This is a genomic window from Kitasatospora sp. NPDC089913 (genome assembly GCF_044748625.1).
GTDB lineage: Bacteria > Actinomycetota > Actinomycetes > Streptomycetales > Streptomycetaceae > Kitasatospora.
This window is the reverse complement of the sequence record NZ_JBIVGI010000001.1, coordinates 837,382-854,408: the sequence shown is the minus strand read 5'-3', so window position 1 is coordinate 854,408 and position 17,027 is coordinate 837,382. Positions and strand designations below refer to the sequence as shown.

General features: G+C 75.2%; 14 protein-coding genes. 8 read left to right on the top strand and 6 right to left on the bottom strand.

Features of this window, described 5'->3' with window-relative positions:
- Positions 1 to 290 precede the first annotated feature (290 nt).
- On the top strand, positions 291 to 1,214 hold the full coding sequence (locus ACIPYS_RS03830; RefSeq protein WP_400742631.1) for an aldo/keto reductase: 924 nt from the start codon (positions 291 to 293) through the stop codon (positions 1,212 to 1,214).
- 51 nt (positions 1,215 to 1,265) lie between these two features.
- Here ACIPYS_RS03830 and ACIPYS_RS03825 read toward each other — a convergent pair whose 3' ends face one another.
- Together ACIPYS_RS03825 and ACIPYS_RS03820 are read right to left on the bottom strand one after the other, a co-directional pair.
- Positions 1,266 to 1,724, bottom strand: a complete 459-nt coding sequence (locus tag ACIPYS_RS03825; protein WP_400742628.1) for an NUDIX domain-containing protein — start codon at positions 1,722 to 1,724, stop codon at positions 1,266 to 1,268.
- A 66-nt stretch (positions 1,725 to 1,790) separates the two neighbouring features.
- Positions 1,791 to 2,483 (bottom strand): HAD family hydrolase, encoded by a 693-nt coding sequence (locus ACIPYS_RS03820; RefSeq protein WP_400742625.1) that lies wholly within the window; start codon positions 2,481 to 2,483, stop codon positions 1,791 to 1,793.
- Positions 2,484 to 2,807: 324 nt separating this feature from the next.
- Here ACIPYS_RS03820 and ACIPYS_RS03815 point away from each other — a divergent pair, with 324 nt between their 5' ends.
- Positions 2,808 to 5,177 (top strand): serine/threonine protein kinase, encoded by a 2,370-nt coding sequence (locus ACIPYS_RS03815; RefSeq protein ID WP_400742622.1) that lies wholly within the window; start codon positions 2,808 to 2,810, stop codon positions 5,175 to 5,177.
- A gap of 131 nt (positions 5,178 to 5,308) precedes the next feature.
- On the opposite strand, the gene ACIPYS_RS03810 is transcribed toward ACIPYS_RS03815, so the two are convergent.
- Positions 5,309 to 8,464 (bottom strand): AfsR/SARP family transcriptional regulator, encoded by a 3,156-nt coding sequence (locus tag ACIPYS_RS03810; protein WP_400742619.1) that lies wholly within the window; start codon positions 8,462 to 8,464, stop codon positions 5,309 to 5,311.
- A gap of 184 nt (positions 8,465 to 8,648) precedes the next feature.
- On the opposite strand from ACIPYS_RS03810, the gene ACIPYS_RS03805 reads away from it, so the two are divergent.
- Both ACIPYS_RS03805 and ACIPYS_RS03800 read left to right on the top strand, forming a co-directional pair.
- Positions 8,649 to 9,101 (top strand): carboxymuconolactone decarboxylase family protein, encoded by a 453-nt coding sequence (locus tag ACIPYS_RS03805; RefSeq protein ID WP_400742616.1) that lies wholly within the window; start codon positions 8,649 to 8,651, stop codon positions 9,099 to 9,101.
- Positions 9,102 to 9,168: 67 nt separating this feature from the next.
- A complete protein-coding gene (locus ACIPYS_RS03800) occupies positions 9,169 to 9,870 on the top strand; it encodes a DinB family protein (RefSeq protein ID WP_400742613.1) in 702 nt (233 codons plus the stop codon).
- A gap of 126 nt (positions 9,871 to 9,996) precedes the next feature.
- On the opposite strand, the gene ACIPYS_RS03795 is transcribed toward ACIPYS_RS03800, so the two are convergent.
- Positions 9,997 to 10,389 carry a YciI family protein gene (locus ACIPYS_RS03795; RefSeq protein WP_093865215.1) on the bottom strand — a complete coding sequence of 131 codons (393 nt, stop codon included), beginning with the start codon at positions 10,387 to 10,389 and terminating at the stop codon, positions 9,997 to 9,999.
- Positions 10,390 to 10,589: 200 nt separating this feature from the next.
- Between ACIPYS_RS03795 and ACIPYS_RS03790 the strand changes: the two genes are divergently transcribed.
- Positions 10,590 to 11,528 carry an oxygenase MpaB family protein gene (locus ACIPYS_RS03790; RefSeq protein WP_400742610.1) on the top strand — a complete coding sequence of 313 codons (939 nt, stop codon included), beginning with the start codon at positions 10,590 to 10,592 and terminating at the stop codon, positions 11,526 to 11,528.
- A 21-nt stretch (positions 11,529 to 11,549) separates the two neighbouring features.
- Here the strand turns inward: ACIPYS_RS03790 and ACIPYS_RS03785 are convergent, their stop codons facing one another.
- Both ACIPYS_RS03785 and ACIPYS_RS03780 read right to left on the bottom strand, forming a co-directional pair.
- On the bottom strand, positions 11,550 to 12,335 hold the full coding sequence (locus ACIPYS_RS03785) for a hypothetical protein (protein WP_400742607.1): 786 nt from the start codon (positions 12,333 to 12,335) through the stop codon (positions 11,550 to 11,552).
- A gap of 142 nt (positions 12,336 to 12,477) precedes the next feature.
- Positions 12,478 to 13,113, bottom strand: coding sequence for a MarR family winged helix-turn-helix transcriptional regulator (locus ACIPYS_RS03780; protein ID WP_400742604.1), 636 nt, complete (start codon positions 13,111 to 13,113; stop codon positions 12,478 to 12,480).
- A 108-nt stretch (positions 13,114 to 13,221) separates the two neighbouring features.
- On the opposite strand from ACIPYS_RS03780, the gene ACIPYS_RS03775 reads away from it, so the two are divergent.
- From ACIPYS_RS03775 to ACIPYS_RS03765, 3 genes are all read left to right on the top strand, one after another.
- A complete protein-coding gene (locus ACIPYS_RS03775; RefSeq protein WP_400742601.1) occupies positions 13,222 to 14,337 on the top strand; it encodes a substrate-binding domain-containing protein in 1,116 nt (371 codons plus the stop codon).
- A gap of 106 nt (positions 14,338 to 14,443) precedes the next feature.
- Positions 14,444 to 16,009 (top strand): APC family permease, encoded by a 1,566-nt coding sequence (locus tag ACIPYS_RS03770; RefSeq protein ID WP_400742598.1) that lies wholly within the window; start codon positions 14,444 to 14,446, stop codon positions 16,007 to 16,009.
- Positions 16,006 to 17,025: an acetamidase/formamidase family protein gene (locus tag ACIPYS_RS03765; protein WP_400742595.1), complete on the top strand. Its 1,020-nt coding sequence runs from the start codon at positions 16,006 to 16,008 to the stop codon at positions 17,023 to 17,025. Before ACIPYS_RS03770 ends, ACIPYS_RS03765 begins: the two co-directional genes overlap by 4 nt.
- Positions 17,026 to 17,027 lie beyond the last annotated feature (2 nt).

Genomic DNA, 17,027 nt, shown 5'->3' with positions numbered 1-17,027 from the left:
AAAGATTCAAGTCCGAATCCCCCACCCCACCCGTCACCCTCCGTCACCGCCTTCCCTGCGCGGCCCCCGGGAGCGGTGCCGGCGCCGTCCGCCGACCGGGCACGGAAGGCCCCGACCGTTCCTCGGACCGGGGGCGGCCGGGGCCCGCTTCCGCTCCCGATCGACTTCGAGCGCACTCGAACACCTGGCGTCCGGGACAGACGGTTCCGAGCTCAGGAGGCAGCAGCACGACCGAGATCCCCGCCCGGCACCTGGGCAGCCTGACGGTCTCCGCGCAGGGCCTGGGATGCATGGGCATGAGCCACGGCTACGGCGCCTCGGACGACGCGCAGTCGATCGCGACGCTGCACCGCGCCCTCGACCTCGGGGTGACCCTGCTGGACACCGCCGACTTCTACGGATCCGGGCACAACGAGCAGCTGATCGGCCGGGCCTTCGCGGGGCGCCGCGACGAGGTGGTGATCGCCACGAAGTTCGGCTTCGCCAACCGCCTGGGCGAGCCCACCCTGATCCGCGGCGACGCCGCCTACGTGCGGCAGGCCTGCGAGGCCTCGCTGCGCCGGCTCGGGGTCGACCACATCGACCTCTACTACCAGCACCGGGTCGATCCGCGGGTGCCGATCGAGGAGACCGTCGGCGCCATGGCCGAGCTGGTGCGGGCCGGGAAGGTGCGCCACCTCGGGCTCTCGGAGGCGGCCGCGGCCACCGTCCGGCGGGCGCACGCGGTGCACCCGGTCGCCGCGCTGCAGAGCGAGTGGTCGTTGTGGACCCGCGACCCGGAGGCGGAGGTCGCCCCGCTCTGCCGCGAGCTCGGCATCGGCCTGGTCCCGTTCTCCCCGCTCGGGCGCGGCTTCCTGACCGGCCGGTACAACTCGGTGGAGGGGCTGGCCGAGACGGACGTCCGTCGCAGTCAGCCGCGCTTCGCCGACGGCAACCTCGAACGGAACCTGGCGATCGTCGCGAAGCTGGACGAGCCGGCCGCGGCGAAGGGCGTCACCACCGGTCAGCTCGCGCTGGCCCGGGTGCAGCACCGGGGCGCGGACGTGGCGCCGATCCCCGGCACCCGGCGGCAGCGCCACCTGGAGGAGAACCTCGCGGCCCTGGACATCGAACTCTCCCCCGCGGACCTCGCCGCCGTCGAGGCCGCCGCACCGGCCGGGCAGGTCGCGGACACCCGCTACGACGCGGCCGGCCTCACCTTCGTCGACAACTGAGACACCCGGCCAGCCGGCCCCGGCCAGCGGGCGGCGGTCAGTGGGCGTCCGTCAGCGGGTGGCGGCGGCGAAGTGGGCGAGCGTCTCCGCGAGTTGGGAGTGCCGGGGCTCGGGCAGCCCGTCCGGGGCGAACCAGCCGAGAGCGTCGAACTTGTGCGGCTCGCCGATGACGACCCGCGCGGGGTCCACCTCGACGGCGAACAGCACCGCCACCCAGTGCGAGACCGGGTCGCCGCGCAGGATGTTGCGCACCCCCAGGGTCTCGACCGCCAGGGCCTCGGTGCCGTACTCCTCCAGGACCTCGCGCCGTACGGCCGATTCGAAGGACTCGCCGTGCTCCAGGGCCCCCGCCCCGGTGTCCCAGGTGCCCGGCTCGTCCCTGGCCCCGGCACTGCGCCGGGCCAGCAGGATGCGGCCGTCGCCGTCGTGGCAGACGAAGACGCAGGACACCGTGGGTGCGGTGAGCGCCCGTTCGGCGGGGCGTCCGGTCGGGGCGGGGGTGGGGTTCATCGGGTGCTTCCTCCGGTGTCGGACTCGGTCAGGGTGTCGGACTCGGTCGGGAACGGTCCCGGGAACTCAGAAGTGGTCGAGCAGCTCGCGGAAGGCGCGCAGGTGCAGCACCGCCTCGTCGGCCGGGTCCAGCTCGCTGTGTTCGAGCACCCAGGTGTGGTCGTTGGGGATGAAGACGGCGTTCATGCCCGCGGCCCGCGCCGGCAGGATGTCCGACTTCGGCGAGTTGCCGATCATCCAGCTGTCGGCGGGGGTGAGGCCGTGCGCCGCCACGAAGCCGCGGTAGGTCGCGGTGTCCTTCTCCTGGACGATCTCGATCGCCCGGAAGTGGTGCGCCAGCCGGGAGGCGTCGATCTTGCGCCGCTGCTCCTCCGGGTCGCCCTTGGTCAGCATGAGCAGGGTGTGCCGGCCGCCCAGGACGGCGAGGGTCTCGGCGACGTCCGGGACGAGCTCCACCCGGTGGTCGGCCAGGACGGCGGCCAGTTCCTCGATCTCGGCCAGCTCCTGGCCGGTGGCGGGCCTGCCGCGCAGCTTCTCCACGCAGTCGCCGAGACTGCGCAACAGCATCCGGCTGCCGTACCCGTGGGTGACGGCGTTGGCGCGCTGGACGTCGTCGAGCACCGCCCGCAGCCGGGCCCGGTCGAGCGTGGGGTGCCGGAGCCAGTCCAGGTAGTCGTGGATGACGCGCTCGAACAGCACGTTGTTCTCCCACAGCGTGTCGTCCGCGTCGAAGACGAGTACCTGTCCGTTGCGCCGCACCGAAACCCCCCGAGGTCCACCTGACCGGTCGTCCGTGACCCTAATCGGAACCGCACCCGCCCGCCTCGGATTTTCCGCCCACCGGTGGCCCTCGAGCCCGCCCCGGACCTCATCCTGACGACATGTCGACAGAAGCTCGCGCGCAGGGTGACCACCGTTCGCCCCCGAGATGCCGACGGACCGCCGGGGTACCCGAAAGGGCAGTTTCAGTGCGCACGCCAAGTCCGCGTTTATTCCCGCCTGACAGGGTCGGTCGGCGCGACCGAGGCCCGACCCGGGCCCCCTGGCGGCGGACGCGACGACGGAACGAGGTCGAGGAGAATCATGCGTGGCACCACACTCGGTGACCGCTACCGACTGGGCGAATGGCTCGGCGGCGGCTCGATGGGCGATGTCTGGCTCGCCGAGGACCAGGTGCTCGACCGCCGGGTGGCTGTCAAGATCCTGAAGCCCGCGCTGCTGGACGAACCGGGCTTCGCGGAGCGGTTCCACGACGAGGCCCGGGTGATGGCCCGGCTGCGGCACCCCGGCATCGTCGGCGTGTACGACTTCGGCCCCGGCCGGACGGCCGAGGACGTGCCGTCCTGGGGTGCGCCGACGCCTCCCCCGACCCGCCCGGTCGCCTACCTGGTCATGGAACTGATCACCGGCGAGCCGCTGAGCACGGTGCTGGAGCGGCGCGGCCCGCTGACCGTCCTGGAGACCCTGGGCCTGGCACTGGAGGTGCTGGCCGCGCTGCAGGCCGCGCACGAGGCCGGCATCGTCCACCGGGACGTCAAACCGGCCAACCTGATGGTCCGGGACGGCCATGTGGTCATCACCGACTTCGGTATCGCCCGCCCCGGCTGCGACGCCCGGCTCACCGTGCCCGGGATGGTGCTCGGCACCGCCGCCTACCAGGCCCCGGAACAGGCCTCCACCGGCACGGTCACCGCCTCGGCGGACCTGTACGCGCTCGGGGTCGTGCTCTACGAGTGCCTCACCGGGCGGCTGCCGTTCGAGGGCGGGACCGCTCTCGAACTGATCCTCAAGCATCTGACCGACCCGGTGCCGCCGTTGCCGGCGGGGATCCCGGCCCCGGTCCGGGCCGTGGTCGAGGGGGCGATGGCGAAGGATCCCGCCCTGCGCTGGCCGGACGCCGCCGCGATGGCCTCGGCCGTCCGGGCGGCACTGGCCGGGGAACCGGTCGCGGGTCCGCCGCCCACCGGAACGCTGGGCGGCGCGGCGGCCGGAGCGGCCTCGGTCCGGTCGACCGGAGCGGCGGCGGTACTCCGGTCCACGGGCACCGGCACCGGCACCGGCACGGGTACGGGTACGGGGACGGGCACCGCAACGGGCCCGGGGACAGGAACGGGGACGGGAAGAAGGACCGGAGCGGGCACCGGCCGGGGGACCGGGACGACGACCCTCGGCCGGGTGGTGTTCGATCCGGCCGGGTCGATCGGCACCGGATCGCTCCTGGCCGGAACCGGGTCCCGTCCGCTCGGGACCGCGGCGCGCGAGCTGCTCCTGGTCGAGACCGTCGCCCCGCCCGAGCGCGCGACCGGGTGGCGGTCGGCGCTCTTCGGCAGCCGCCGCCGGACCCTGCTCGTGGCGGGCGCGGCCGTACTGTGCTGCGCCGTCACCGCCGGCACGGCCGTCCTTCTGCACCAGGACGGGAGGCGGGCCGACGTCGTGGCGGGGGCGGCCGCCGCGGGACCGACGGGCGACCCCGTCCGGGTGGACCCGCTGTCGGCCTCGGCCCCGACGTCGGCCGACCCGGGCACGGCCTCGCCCTCCCCCGCCGCCCCCTCGCCCGCCGCCTCCCTCCCGCCCGGCGCACCGGGTGCACCGCTGCCCGAGGCCGGTGTCGGCGCCGGAGCGGTCGGCGGCGCCGGGGGCCCGGTCACCGGGCCGACGGGCGGTGCCGCGAACCGGGACGCCGCGCCGAACGCCTCCGGCGCGACGGCTCCCGGAGCACCCGGCGGCCCCGTCGGGCCCGGGGCCCCGGGCCCGACGGGCGGACCGGGCACATCCGGCGGCGGCGCCACGAACCCGCCCGAGCGGCCGTCGACACCGTCCGACCCCGTCTACACGGCCGCCCCGCCACCGGGCGACCCGGCCTACACCGCCGTGCCGCGCCGGACCGTCCCCCCGGTGTACGCGACGTCCTCGTTGACGCCCGCCCCGGTGTACACGCCGTCACCGGCGTACACGCCCCCGCCGTACACCGCGGGCCCGCCCCCGCCGCCGCCGGGGACCGTCCGGACCGATCCGCCGATCAAGCCGCCGACCCAGCAGCCCGGCCCGCTGCCCGCACGCGCCCGGGTGTCCAACGCCGGGGCCGTGCTCTACGACCAGGCGTCCCTGGACCAGGACGGCAACCCGGTGGTGGTGGCTCCGGACGACGGCGGTCCCGGCGGCGTGTGGCAGTTGGCCGCCCGGGCCGGGGGCGGGTACTCCCTCTTCAACGGCGCCAGCCGGTTCACCAAGGTCCTCGACCTGGAGGAGAGCCGCTCCCGGACCAGGCTGTCGCAGTCGGTGCCCGACCGGACGGACCAGGCCTGGACGTTCGTCCCGGTGGCCGGCGGCTATCTGCTGGGTGTCCGGGGGGACGCGCTGCGCTGCCTGTCCGCAGCCGGCCCGAACATGCCCGCCACGCTCCGTACCTGCGCGGGTTCCACCGACCAGGTCTGGACGGTCACCGCGGCCTGACCGCCCCCGACGGCGCCGGGCGCCCCGGCCCTCCCGGGGCGCCCGGCTCGCCTGCCCGCCTGCCCGCCTGCCGTGGAGCCCTCGCCCTCCCGGCTCCCTGTCCTCCCGGTTCCCTGCCCCGGCCCGACGGCTCAGGCCGGGAGCCAGGACGGCCAGCGCCGCCGGGGCGGCCCGGTCGGGTGGTCCTGGCCGAGCAGGGGCACCAGGCGTTCGGCCTCCGGCGCGCCGATCGGGGCCAGGATGTCGTGCGCCTCGGCCCAGCACGCCCGCGCCCGGACGTCGGCCGGCACCGGACCGCCGGCCCCCGGCGACGCGTCGGCCCCCGGACCACCGGCCGCCCCCGGAGCGTCGGTCAGCGCGTCGCCCAGTGCGGCCAGGGCCAGGCCCCGGCCCCGGTGGTCGCCGTCGAGGGTCAGCGCCTCGACCGCGCGTTCCGCCGCCCCGACCGCCTCCGGGCCGCGCCCGGCCGCGCGCAGCGACTCGACCAGCCGCAACAGGATCCGGCCGGTGCGCCGGTGGTCGGCCGGGTCGGTCAGCGCGAGCGCGGCCCGCCGGTGGGAGACCGCCCCGTCGTAGCGGCCGAGGTCGTGCTCGATCGATCCGAGTGCCTCCCGGGCCCGGGCCTCCAACACGTGGTCGGCCAGTTCATGACTGACCAGCAACGACTGGTCGATCACCCGGCCCGCCGCGTCGTGGCGCCCCTGCCCGGCGAACGCCCCGGCCAGGTCGAGCAGTTCGGCGGCCAGCGCCCGCCGGTCCCCGGACCGCTCCCGGACCGCGACCGCCGCCGAGAAGCCGGCCACCGCTTCTTCCGCGCGGCCGAGGTGGACGAAGCAGGCCGCGAGCGAGCCGTGCGCGAGGGCGAGCAACGGCTCCGGCAGCCCGTGCACGATGCACAGGTCGCGGGCCCGGAGCAGTTCGGACAGCGCCGAGGAGGCGGAGCCGACCTCGGTCAGCAGCCGGCCGAGCACCAGCCTGGCCCGGGCCTCGGCGGTACGGTCGGCCTGCTCCAGGGCCGCGCTCAGCAGCGCGTTGGCGGCGTGGCCGAGCGGCCGGGTGGCGCGGCCGGAATCCGCCGACAGGCAGACGCCCAGGAGGAGTTCGGCGAGGCGGTCGAGCGGGGGCGCGGCGCAGCCGGCCGGGTGCGGCAGCTTCGCGCACTGGCTCACCAGCGCGCCGACGGCCGCGTAGTCCCCGCCGACGGCGGACTCCCCGACGGCCGCGTAGTTCCCGCCGACGGCCGGACGGCCTCCGCCGCGGGACGGGGCCGGTGCGGCGCCGGGACCGGCCGTCACCCTCGCGTGGTGGTGGTCCACCAACCGGGTCAGCACACCCACCCGCTCCGCCTCCGCCGCCGCCTGCGCCGGCCCCCGCTCTCCGGTGACGTCCCCGTGACCGAGCCGCTGGGCGAACGCCCGCAGCAGATCGTGGTAGCGGTAGCGGTCCGGGTTCGCCGCGGCCTCCAGCATCGAACAGTCCACCAGGGACTCGGCGAGCTCCTCGGCGACGGCCGCCGGCCGGTCCAGCACCGCGGCCACCTCCCCGGCCGACAGGTCCGGCACCTCCGGAACCGCCAACAGCCGGAATGCGCGGGCCTGTTCGGCGTCCAGCTGGTCGAAGCCGAACCGGAACGAGGACTCCACGGCGAGGTCCCCGGCCCGCAGCGCGTCCAAGCGGTAGCGGTCGCCGCCGAGTTGCTCCACCAGCCGGGCGACGCTCCAGCCCGGACGGCAGGCCAGGCGGGCCGCGAGGATCCGCACCGCCAGTGGCAACTGCCCGCAGAGCCGGACGAGTTCGCGGGACGCCCCGGGTTCGGCCGCGACCCGCTCCTCGCCGACCGTCCGGGCCAGCAGGGTGACGGCCTCGTCGGCGGACAGGACCGCCAGTTCGGTGAAGCGGGCGTTGGGCAGCGCCCCGATCCGGGTCCGGCCGGTGACCAGGACGGCGCAGCCGGGGCTGCCGGGCAGCAGCGGCCGGACCTGCTCCGCGTCGCGCGCGTTGTCGAGCAGCACCAGGACCCGCCGCCCGGACATCAACGAGCGGTAGCGGGCGGCGCGTTCGGCCAGGCCCGTCGGAATCGCCCCGCCGACCGCACCGAACGAGCGCAGGAAGACCGCCAACGCCTCCTCGGGCCGGGTCGGCCGGCCGTCGGCGCCGTGCAGGTCGAGGTGGAGCCGGCCGTCCGGGAACTCCCCGGCGAGGTCGTGCGCGACCTGGACGGCGAGCGCGGTCTTGCCGACCCCGCCCATGCCCGCGACCACCGCCACGGGCACCCGGCCCGGCTCCCGCAGGGCGGTCCGCAGTGCTTCGGCCTCCGCTGCCCGGCCGGTGAAATCAGCCACAGCGGCGGGGAGTTGATCCGGAACGAGCAGGGCGGCCGGGTCCGCCCCGGACGGCCCGGCGGCCTCCCCCGAGGGCGTCGGCGCGGCACCCCGGACGGCGGCCTCCCCGGCGGCCTCCCCGGCGGCCCCCGTGGCGGCGACCTCCCGGGCGGCGCGCACCGTGAGCGTCCGGTCCGCCGCGAGGATCCGCCCGTGCAGCTCGCGCAGGCCCGGGCCGGGCCCGACGCCCAGCTCGGTGCGCAGCCGGCGGTCCGCCGCGCGGTAGGCCTCCAGCGCGTCCGCCTGCCGTCCGGAGCGGTACAGCGCGAGCATCAGCAGCTCGGAGAGGCGCTCGCGCAGCGGGTGTTCCTCGACCAGGGCCGTCAGTTCGGCGACCGCCCCGGTCCACCGGCCACCCACCGTCCCGCTCGCGGCCCCGGCCTCCGCCTCGGCCTCCAGGCGTGCTTCCAGGACGGCGAGCCGCCGCTCCTCCCATTCCCGGCGCCGGCGCTGCACATAGGGCCCGGGCACCCCCGACATCGGTTCGCCCCGCCAGAGCGCCAGCGCCGCCCGCAGCGCGGTGGCGGCCTCGGCGGGCCGCCCGTCGGCGCGCAGCATCCGGGCCCGGGCCACCAGCGCCTCGCACCGGGCGGTGTCGAGACCGCCGTGGTCGGCCACGAGCAGGTAGCCGCCGCCGAGCGAGGTCAGCACGTCCGGCCCGAGCACCCGGCGCAGCCGGTGCACATACGTCCGGACGACGCCGTGGGCGCTGGCCGGCGGCCCGTCGCCCCACAGGTCGTCGATCAACTGGCCGCCCGACACCTGCCGGCCCGACCGGAACAGCAGGGACAGCAGCAGACCCTGCTGCTGCGGCGAACCGAGCGGCAGTTCCGCGCCGTCCCGCAGCGCGCGCACCGGCCCGAGCACCTCGAACCCCAGCGCGCCGGACCACCCGTCCTGGCCCACGTACCGACTCCCCCCACACCGGAACGACTCCCCCGTCCGCATGATAACCATCGGCATTCGCCCTGCTCGGATCGGCGGAACCGGCCGGCCCGCCGCGGTGGCGCCGATGGTTGACCTTGAGTGCACTCCAAGTCGTACGGTCGGCAGCACCGCACACCGAGGACCACCAGGGAACGGAGACCCCATGAGCACCGACAGCACCGGCAGCAGCGACAACGGCAGCACCGACAGCGCAGGCACCACCCGGGAGGAGCGGTTCGACCGGGGACTCGCCGTTCTCACCGCCGTCGACGGCGAGGCCGGGCAGCGGGTGGTCGACTCGCTCGCCGACGTGCACCCCGAACTCGCCCACCAGATCGTCGCCTGGGGCTTCGGCGAGATCTACAGCCGCCCCGGGCTGCAGCCCCGGGACCGGCAGTTGGTGACCCTGGGCATGCTCACCGCACTGGGCGGCTGCGAACCGCAGCTGGAGGTCCACCTCAACGCCGCCCTCAACGTCGGCCTCACGGCCGCCGAGATCACCGAGGTCCTGCTGCACTCCGCCGCCTACTGCGGCTTCCCGAAGGCGCTGAACGCCACGTTCGTCGCCAAGAAGGTCTTCGGCGAGCGCGGCCTGCTGCCCGTCGGAGCGCAGTGAGGGCGGCCCGGGCCCGCCGCCGGAAAATCCGGTGACCGGTCCGGGCGGCGGCGGAAGACTGGCCGCCATGACCGAGAGCGACGCCGAGATCGAGACCGACACCGACACCGACACCGACAGCAGGACCGAGACCGACACCAGGACCGGCACCGGCCGTCCCGGGACCGGCTCCGGACCGGAGGCGTTCAAGCAGGACCTGCGGACCTACCTCCAGGACGCCAGGGACGCCCTGCTGTGGAAGCTCGAAGGGCTGTCCGAGTACGACGTCCGCCGACCGCTGACACCGACCGGGACCAATCTGCTGGGGCTGGTCAAGCACGCGACGGCGGCGGAGGCCCTCTACTTCGGGGAGACCTTCGGGCGGCCCTTCGAGGCGCCCCGGCCGTGGATCACCGGGGACGCCGAACCGAACGCCGACCTCTGGGCGACCCCCGAGGAGAGCCGGGAGCTGATCGTCGACCGGTACCGTGCGGCCTGCACGCGCGCGGACGCGACCATCGCCGCGCTGCCGCTGGACGCCGTCGGCCGGGTGCCGTGGGGCGACCGCAACGCGGTGACGCTGCACCACGGCCTCGTCCACATGACCGCCGAGACCCAGCGGCACGCCGGCCACGCCGACATCGTGCGGGAGCTCGTCGACGGCGCGACCGGGCAGCGCCGGGACGGCGAGAACACGGCCCCGGGCGACGAGGGCTGGTGGGCCGCCCACCGGGCCCGGGTCGAGCGGGCCGCCCGGACGGCGGCGGACGGGGCAGCGGGACGGCCCTGAGAGCCGGGGCGGCGTGGGCCGGACGGCGCCGCGCGGTCCGGCCGGGCCCGCCCACGGGGGTGGCGGGCCCGGCCGGACCGGCGCTCACGCGTCGGCGCTGACATGTCGGCGCTCACGCGTCGGCGCTCACACCTCCACCGGCGGCTCCGACATGATCCGGCGCACCTCGACCGGCATGCCGAGCGGCTTCCCCTCCGGCCCCGGGGCGGCCGAGACCTTGGCCGCGACCTCGACCGCCCGCTCCCGGCTGCCGCAGTCCACGATCCACCAGCCGGCCACCCACTCCTTGCTCTCCGCGAACGGCCCGTCGGTCACCACCGGCAGGCCGCCGCCCTGCGCGCGGACGATCCGGGCGGTCTCCGGCACGTCCAGACCCTGCGCGTCGACGAGTTCGCCGGTGCCGGCCAGCTCGGCGTTCAGGTCCCGCATGTACTGGACGTGCACCCGGACGTCCTCCAGCGGCCAGTCCTCGACCTTCGGGAAGTCGACGTCCTTCTTGCTGAACTGCATCAGCAGCATGTACTTCACGGTCGTACTCCTCGTTCGTGGTGGGCCTGCACCGGGAGGTCGGAGCCGGCCGCGCGGTCTCGACACCGCCGACCGGAAATCCTGGAAGATCTTTTCGGGCTCCCCGCGGACCGGCCCCGGCGGACCGGCCCCGGAACGCCCGGCGGGGTGCCGTTGACCCGGCCCTGACCAGGACTCTAGGGTCGGGGCCCGTGCAGCGATACGACTGGCTGAAGAAGATTCAGCGCATGGACCCGGAGACCGAGTTCGCCGAGATCTACCGGATCAGCAGCTGGTACGAGTTCCCGTGGGACTACAACCAGTCGCTCAGCTTCGCGCTGTACCGCACCTACGCGGTGCCCAGCATCGGCGGACTGCTGGCCACCACCGGCGAGTTCACCCGGCGCACGCAGAAGCGCTACGACGACACGGTGCTGATCCTGGAGGCGGTGCTCGAGCACGGATTCGACTCCTCGCAGGGCCGCGAGGCGATCCGCCGGATGAACGGGATGCACCGCCGGTACGACATCTCCGACGCCGACTACCACTACGTGCTGTCCACGTTCGTGGTGACGCCCAAGCGCTGGATGGACGACTACGGCTGGCGGCGGCTCTCCCCGCACGAGATCCGGGCGAGCGTCAACTACTACCGGGAGCTGGGCCGCCACATGGGCCTGACCGGCCTCCCGGCGACCTTCGAGGAGTTCGAGCGGCTGCTCGACGACTACGAGCGCGAGCACTTCGCCTTCGACGAGGGCGGCCGGGCCGTCTCCGACTCGACGCTCGGCCTGATGGCCTCCTGGTACCCGGCACCGCTGCGGTCCTCGATGCGGCTCTCCTCGCTCTGCCTGCTCGACGACCCGCTGCGCGAGGCCTTCGGCTACCCGGCCCCCTCGGCGCCGCTGCGGCGCGCCGTGCGCACGGGGATGCGGCTGCGGGGCCGCTTCGTCCGCCTCCTCCCGCCGCGCCGCCGACCGCACCTGGGCCGGGACGGGTGGCAGGTGCGGAGCTATCCCGGCTACCCGTACGGCTACCGGATCAGCGAGCTGGGCACCTTCGAGGACGCCGCCCCCTCCGGTGGCGGCTGCCCCTTCCCGCACGCGGCGGCGGCGGACGGGAAGGGGACGACCGGAGCGGGCGGCACGCGCTGACGGGTCGACGAGGCGGGGCCGTCAGGCGGCGGCCTTCACCGGGAGGTCGCCGTCGACGACCGACCCGGCGGACAGGGAGGGCAGGACGACCGGCACGTCGTAGTCGGTGAAGTCGAGGGTCATCCGCTTCCCCGCGGACTCGCCCCACCCGTCCTCCAGGCGCAGCGGCACCATGGCGCCCTCCGCCGCGAGGTGGGCGGTCCAGGGGCCCTCCTCCTTGGAGCTCAGCATGACACCCATGCTCGCCCGGTCGCCGACCGTACCGGGGTCGCCGGCCAGACCGCTCCACTCACTGTTCGGGTCGCCGAAGGCCGTCAGCCCGGTCAGGTCGCAGAGCTCGGCCATGGAGGAGTACTCCGACCCCGGGGGGACCTTGAACCAGCGGTCCCGGTAGCGCTCGGCGACCTCCGCGCCCCGCATCGCGGTGAGCGTCGCGGCAGCCGGCCGCACCAGCAGCGTCCGCTCGGCGGTGCGCACGAGTTCGAACTGGCCCTTGCCGTCGACGTCGACCTTGGCCGCGCACTGGCCCTTCCGGTCGGCGGACAGCTGGATGCCGGTCCTCCGGCCGCTGTCCTCGTCGACGGCGAATCCCGCCATCCGCACCGAGGACACGTGTCCGTACGCCTCGCGCCCCTTGTCCAGCAGGCGCTTCCCGGTCATCGACGCGACGCGTTCGGTCGGGCTCGGCGAGGACTGGCTCGCCGGGGCGCCGGCCGCGGCGGGGCCCTCGGCGCCGTCGCAGGCCGTCGCGGTGAGGGCCAGGCCCAGAGCGGCGAGGGCCACGACGACGGAACGGTTGGCAGGCATGAACGATTCTCCCGGGGAGCGGAACGCTGATTCGACCCCGCACGATGCAGTCCGGGCTGCCGGTTCGTCAAACGCGATTCCCCCGCGCCCGCCCCTCGCCCACGGCAGGGCGGGCCCCGGTCAGGCCCCGGTCAGGCCCCGGTCAGGCCCCGGTGAGGTGGCGCAGCAGCGGGCCCGGGTCGGGGGTGCCGCAGGCGGTGCGGACGGCGGCGTCGTGGGCGGCGGCGAGGGCGTCCAGGCGTTCGAGCCGGATCAGGCCGCGCCGGGAGAGATGGGCGGTGATCCGGCGGCGGTCCTGCTCGTCCTGGCGGCGGTAGGCGAGGCCGGCCTCGGTGAGGGCGTCGACGATGCGGCTGAGGCTGGCCTGCGGGATGAGCAGCGCCTGGGCGAGGTCGCCCATCGAGCGGCCGGCGTCGTCGGTGAGGCACCGCATGACCCGCCACTGGTCCAGGGTGCAGTCCTCGGCCTCCAGGCGGGCGGCCAGGTCGCGGGCCAGCCGGCGCTGGGCGAGGGTGAGGAGTTCGATCAGCAGCGGCTCGTCGGCGGCGGAGGCCGAGGCAGCGGGGGCCGCGGTGCCGACGGCCGAAGTACCGACGGCCGAAGTACCGACGGCCGAAGTACCGACGGCCGCGGTGCCGACGGCCGAAGTACCGACGGCCGAAGTACCGACGGCCGCGGTGCCGACGGCCGAAGTACCGACGGCCGCGGTGCCGACGGCCGAAGTACCGACGGCCGGGGTGTCGACGGCCGGAGTGTCGGAGGTGGCTGGTGGTGTCATGGCCGTCTCGCTCTCCCCGTCGTTCGTCCCGCGGCCGGTCCCGTCGTCCCGCCCGGCCTTCCCGCGCCCGCTTGGCCGGACCGGCTGCCAAGACGATACTCGCAAGCCATGGGCGCCGATGTGAAGCTGCTGGAGCCACTCGACGCGCTGTACCTCCCCCGCGAGGCACCGGCGCTGAGGGTGGGCCTGGTCGTGCCGCAGTCCGGCCCGCTCGGCCTGACCGGTCCCTCGGCGCTGGACGGCGCGCTGCTGGCCGCGCACGAGGTGAACACCGGCGGTGGCGTGCGCGGCCGGCCGCTGGAACTGGTACTGGTGGACGGCGGCGGCCCGCCGGACGCGGTGGCCCGGGAGGTGGCGCTGCTGCTGGACGCCGGGGCGGTGGACACCGTGGCGGGCTGCCACTCCAGCGATGTGCACCGGGCCGTCGAGGCGGTGACCACCGGGCGGTCGGCGTACGTGTTCACCCCGCCGCACGAGGGCGGGACGCGGCTGCCGGGCGTCGTCTGCACCGGGGCGGAGCCGGCCCGCCAACTCGCCGGGGTGGTCGAACGGCTCACCGGGCTGCACCGGCTGCGCCGCTGGGCGCTGGTCGGCAACGACTACATCTGGCCCCGCGCCGTGCACCGGGCGGCCGGGTCGGCGGTGGTCCGGGCCGGGGGGCGGGTGGTGCTCGACCGGCATCTGCCGTTCGGGACCACCGACCGGGGGCTGGAACCGCTGCTCGACGCGCTGCGGACACGGCGGGCCGACGCGCTGCTGCTGAGCCTGATCGGCGCCGACCTGGTCCGGTTCAACCGGGCGCTGCGCCGCACCGGCCTGGACCGGCGGCTGGTGCGGCTGTCCGGCGCGCTGGAGGAGAACAGCCTGCTCGCGTCCGGCGGGGACACCACCGGCACGCTGTACGCCGCGATGCCGTCGTTCGCGAGCCTCGGGGAGGACCGCCGGGTGCGGCTGGCCGAACGGCACCGGGCGGTGTTCGGCCCGTACGCGCCGGTGCTGGACGCGTACGCGGTGGGCCTCTACGACGGGCTGCACCTGGTGGCGGCACTGGCGGCGCGCGGGGAGCTGGTCGCGGACGGGGGGCTCGCGCGGGCGGCGGCGCGCCTGTTGCGCGGCGAGGGCCCGGCGGCGCGGCGGGCGTGGGCACGGGCCCCGCTGGGACCGGCCAGGGAGGGGGTGCACTTGGCACGGGCGGAGGGCCTGGGGTTCACCGTCCTGCCGTGAGCGGCGGGACCGCCAGGCGCCCTCCCGCTAAAACCCTTCCATTTGGAAATAACTGGCTCTAGTGTCTCCCACCACCACCCCGGGTCGTCACGGAAGCGAGCCCCCCATGTCCGAAGCACCCGCCCCGCCCTCCGGCCCCGGCGGCCCCTCCGCACCGGCCGACCCCGCCGGCGCCGCCGCTTCCCCCGTTCCCTCCGAGCCCGCCGGCATCGAGGGCTACGGCTACCGCCAGGAGCTGCGCCGCTCCCTGCGCTTCACCGACCTGCTGGTCTACGGCCTGGTCTTCATGGTGCCGATCGCCCCGTTCGGCATCTTCGGCAGCGTCTTCCAGGGCTCGGGCGGCATGGTCGCCCTGGCGTACGGGCTCGGGATGGTGGCGATGATGTTCACCGCCCTCTCCTACGCCCAGATGTCGCGGGCCTTCCCGATGGCCGGCTCGGTGTACACCTACGCCGGGCGCGGCATCGCGGCGCCGGTCGGCTTCCTGGCCGGCTGGATGATCCTGCTGGACTACGTGCTCGTGCCCGGCCTGCTGTACCTGATCGCCGGTGTGGCGATGAACTCCCTGGTACCGGCCGTACCGGTCTGGCTGTGGCTGGTCGGCTTCGTGCTGCTCAACACCGCCGTCAACTACCTGGGCGTCGAGATGACCTCGAAGGTCAACAAGGTCATGCTGGTGGGCGAGCTGCTGGTACTGCTGGTCTTCGTCGGCTTCGGCCTGGCGGCACTGGCCGCCGGCAAGGGGCGCGGTTTCGACTTCACGCCCGTCTACAACTCCCAGACGTTCTCCTGGAGTCTGGTGTTCGGAGCGGTCTCGGTGGCGGTGCTGAGCTTCCTCGGCTTCGACGGGATCTCCACCCTCTCCGAGGAGAACCGGGACTCCGCCCGGGCCGTCGGCCGCTCGATGATCGCCGCCCTGCTGCTCGCCGGCTCGCTGTTCATCGCCCAGACCTGGATCGCCTCCCTGCTCGTCCCGGACCCGAACGCGCTGATCACCGAGGGCGATCCGGACGGCACCGCCTTCTACGACGCCGCCCGGGTCGCCGCCGGCGGCTGGCTCGCCACCGTGACGGCCGCCGCCACCGCCGTCGCCTGGGGCTTCGCCAACTCCCTGGTGGCCCAGGCCGCCACCTCCCGACTGCTGTACGCGATGGCCCGGGACCGGCAGTTGCCCGCCTTCCTGGCCAGGATCCACCCGGACCGCCGCGTCCCGGTGAACGCCACCCTGCTGACGGCGGGCGTCTCGCTCGTGCTCGGCCTCTGGACGGCCTCCCGCGAGGACGGCATCACCCTGCTGTCCACCCTGGTGAACTTCGGCGCGCTGACCACCTTTCTGGTCCTGCATGTGTCCGTGGTGGTGCACTACCTGGTGCGGCGGCGCAGCCGGGACTGGTGGCGCCATCTGGTCGCCCCGGCCGCCGGATTCGCTGTCCTGGCGTACGTGGTGGTGAACGCGGACATCGCCGCGCAGCGGCTCGGCTTCGTCTGGCTGGCGATCGGCGGGCTGGTCCTGGCCGGGCTGATGCTCTCCGGCCGCCGGCCGAGCCTGGCGGCGGTCGGCACCGACCGGCCGTCGGCCGCCGACCCGTCCTCCCCCGCCCCGTCCTCCCCCGACTCCCCCTCCACGGCCCCGTCCTCCCCCGCCCCGCCCCTCAGCAAGGAGAACCAGTGAGCCTGCCCGACCTCGTCACGCTCTCCCCGACCCCCGACGAGTACGCCTACACCTTCGGCGGACGCGCCCCGCTGGTGACGGTCCGGCCGGGCACGATCGTCGAACTGACCACGGAGGACTGCTTCGGCGGCCGGGTCCGCGGCACCGGCGACCTGCCCAGCGAGGTGTGCGAGTTCCCCTACCTCAACCCGGTGACCGGACCGATCGCGGTGGCCGGCGCCGAACCCGGCGACACCCTCGCGGTGCACTTCGTGGAGATCGCCCCGGCCCGGGACTGGGGGATCTCCAGCACCTTCCCGCACTTCGGCGCGCTCACCGCGACCCACAGCACCGCGATGCTGCACGCCCCGCTGGAGGAGCGGGTGTGGGTGTACGAGCTGGACCGGGCGGCCGGGACCTGCCGGTTCCGGGCCCGGGTCGGCGACTTCGCCGTCGATCTGCCGCTCGACCCGATGCACGGCACGGTCGGCGTCGCCCCGGCCGGCGGCGAGACCCTGATGTCGATCACGCCCGGCGCGCACGGCGGCAACCTCGACACCCCCGAGATGCGGACCGGCGCCACCGCCTACTTCCGGGTCAACGTGCCCGGCGGCCTGCTCGCCGTCGGTGACGGCCACGCCCGCCAGGGCGAGGGCGAGGTGTGCGGCACGGCGGTCGAGACGGCGATGCGCACCACGGTCGTGGTCGACCTCGTCAAGGGCGGCGGGCCCGCCTGGCCGCGGCTGGAGGACGACCGGCACCTGATCTCCACCGGTTCGGCCCGGCCGCTGGAGGACGCCTTCCGGATCAGCCAGCACGATCTGGTCGGCTGGACCGCGGAGCTGCTCGGCCTGGACACCCTGGACGCCTACCAGCTGGTCAGCCAGGCCGGCCTGGCCCCGGCGGCCAATGTGTGCGACACCAACTACACCATGGCCGCCAAGCTGCCCAAGTCGCTGCTGGGCCGCACCCGGGCGTACGGCGGTCTGCACGACCGGCTCCGCGCGACCGCCGCGGCCTACCTCCGCCACCGCTAGCC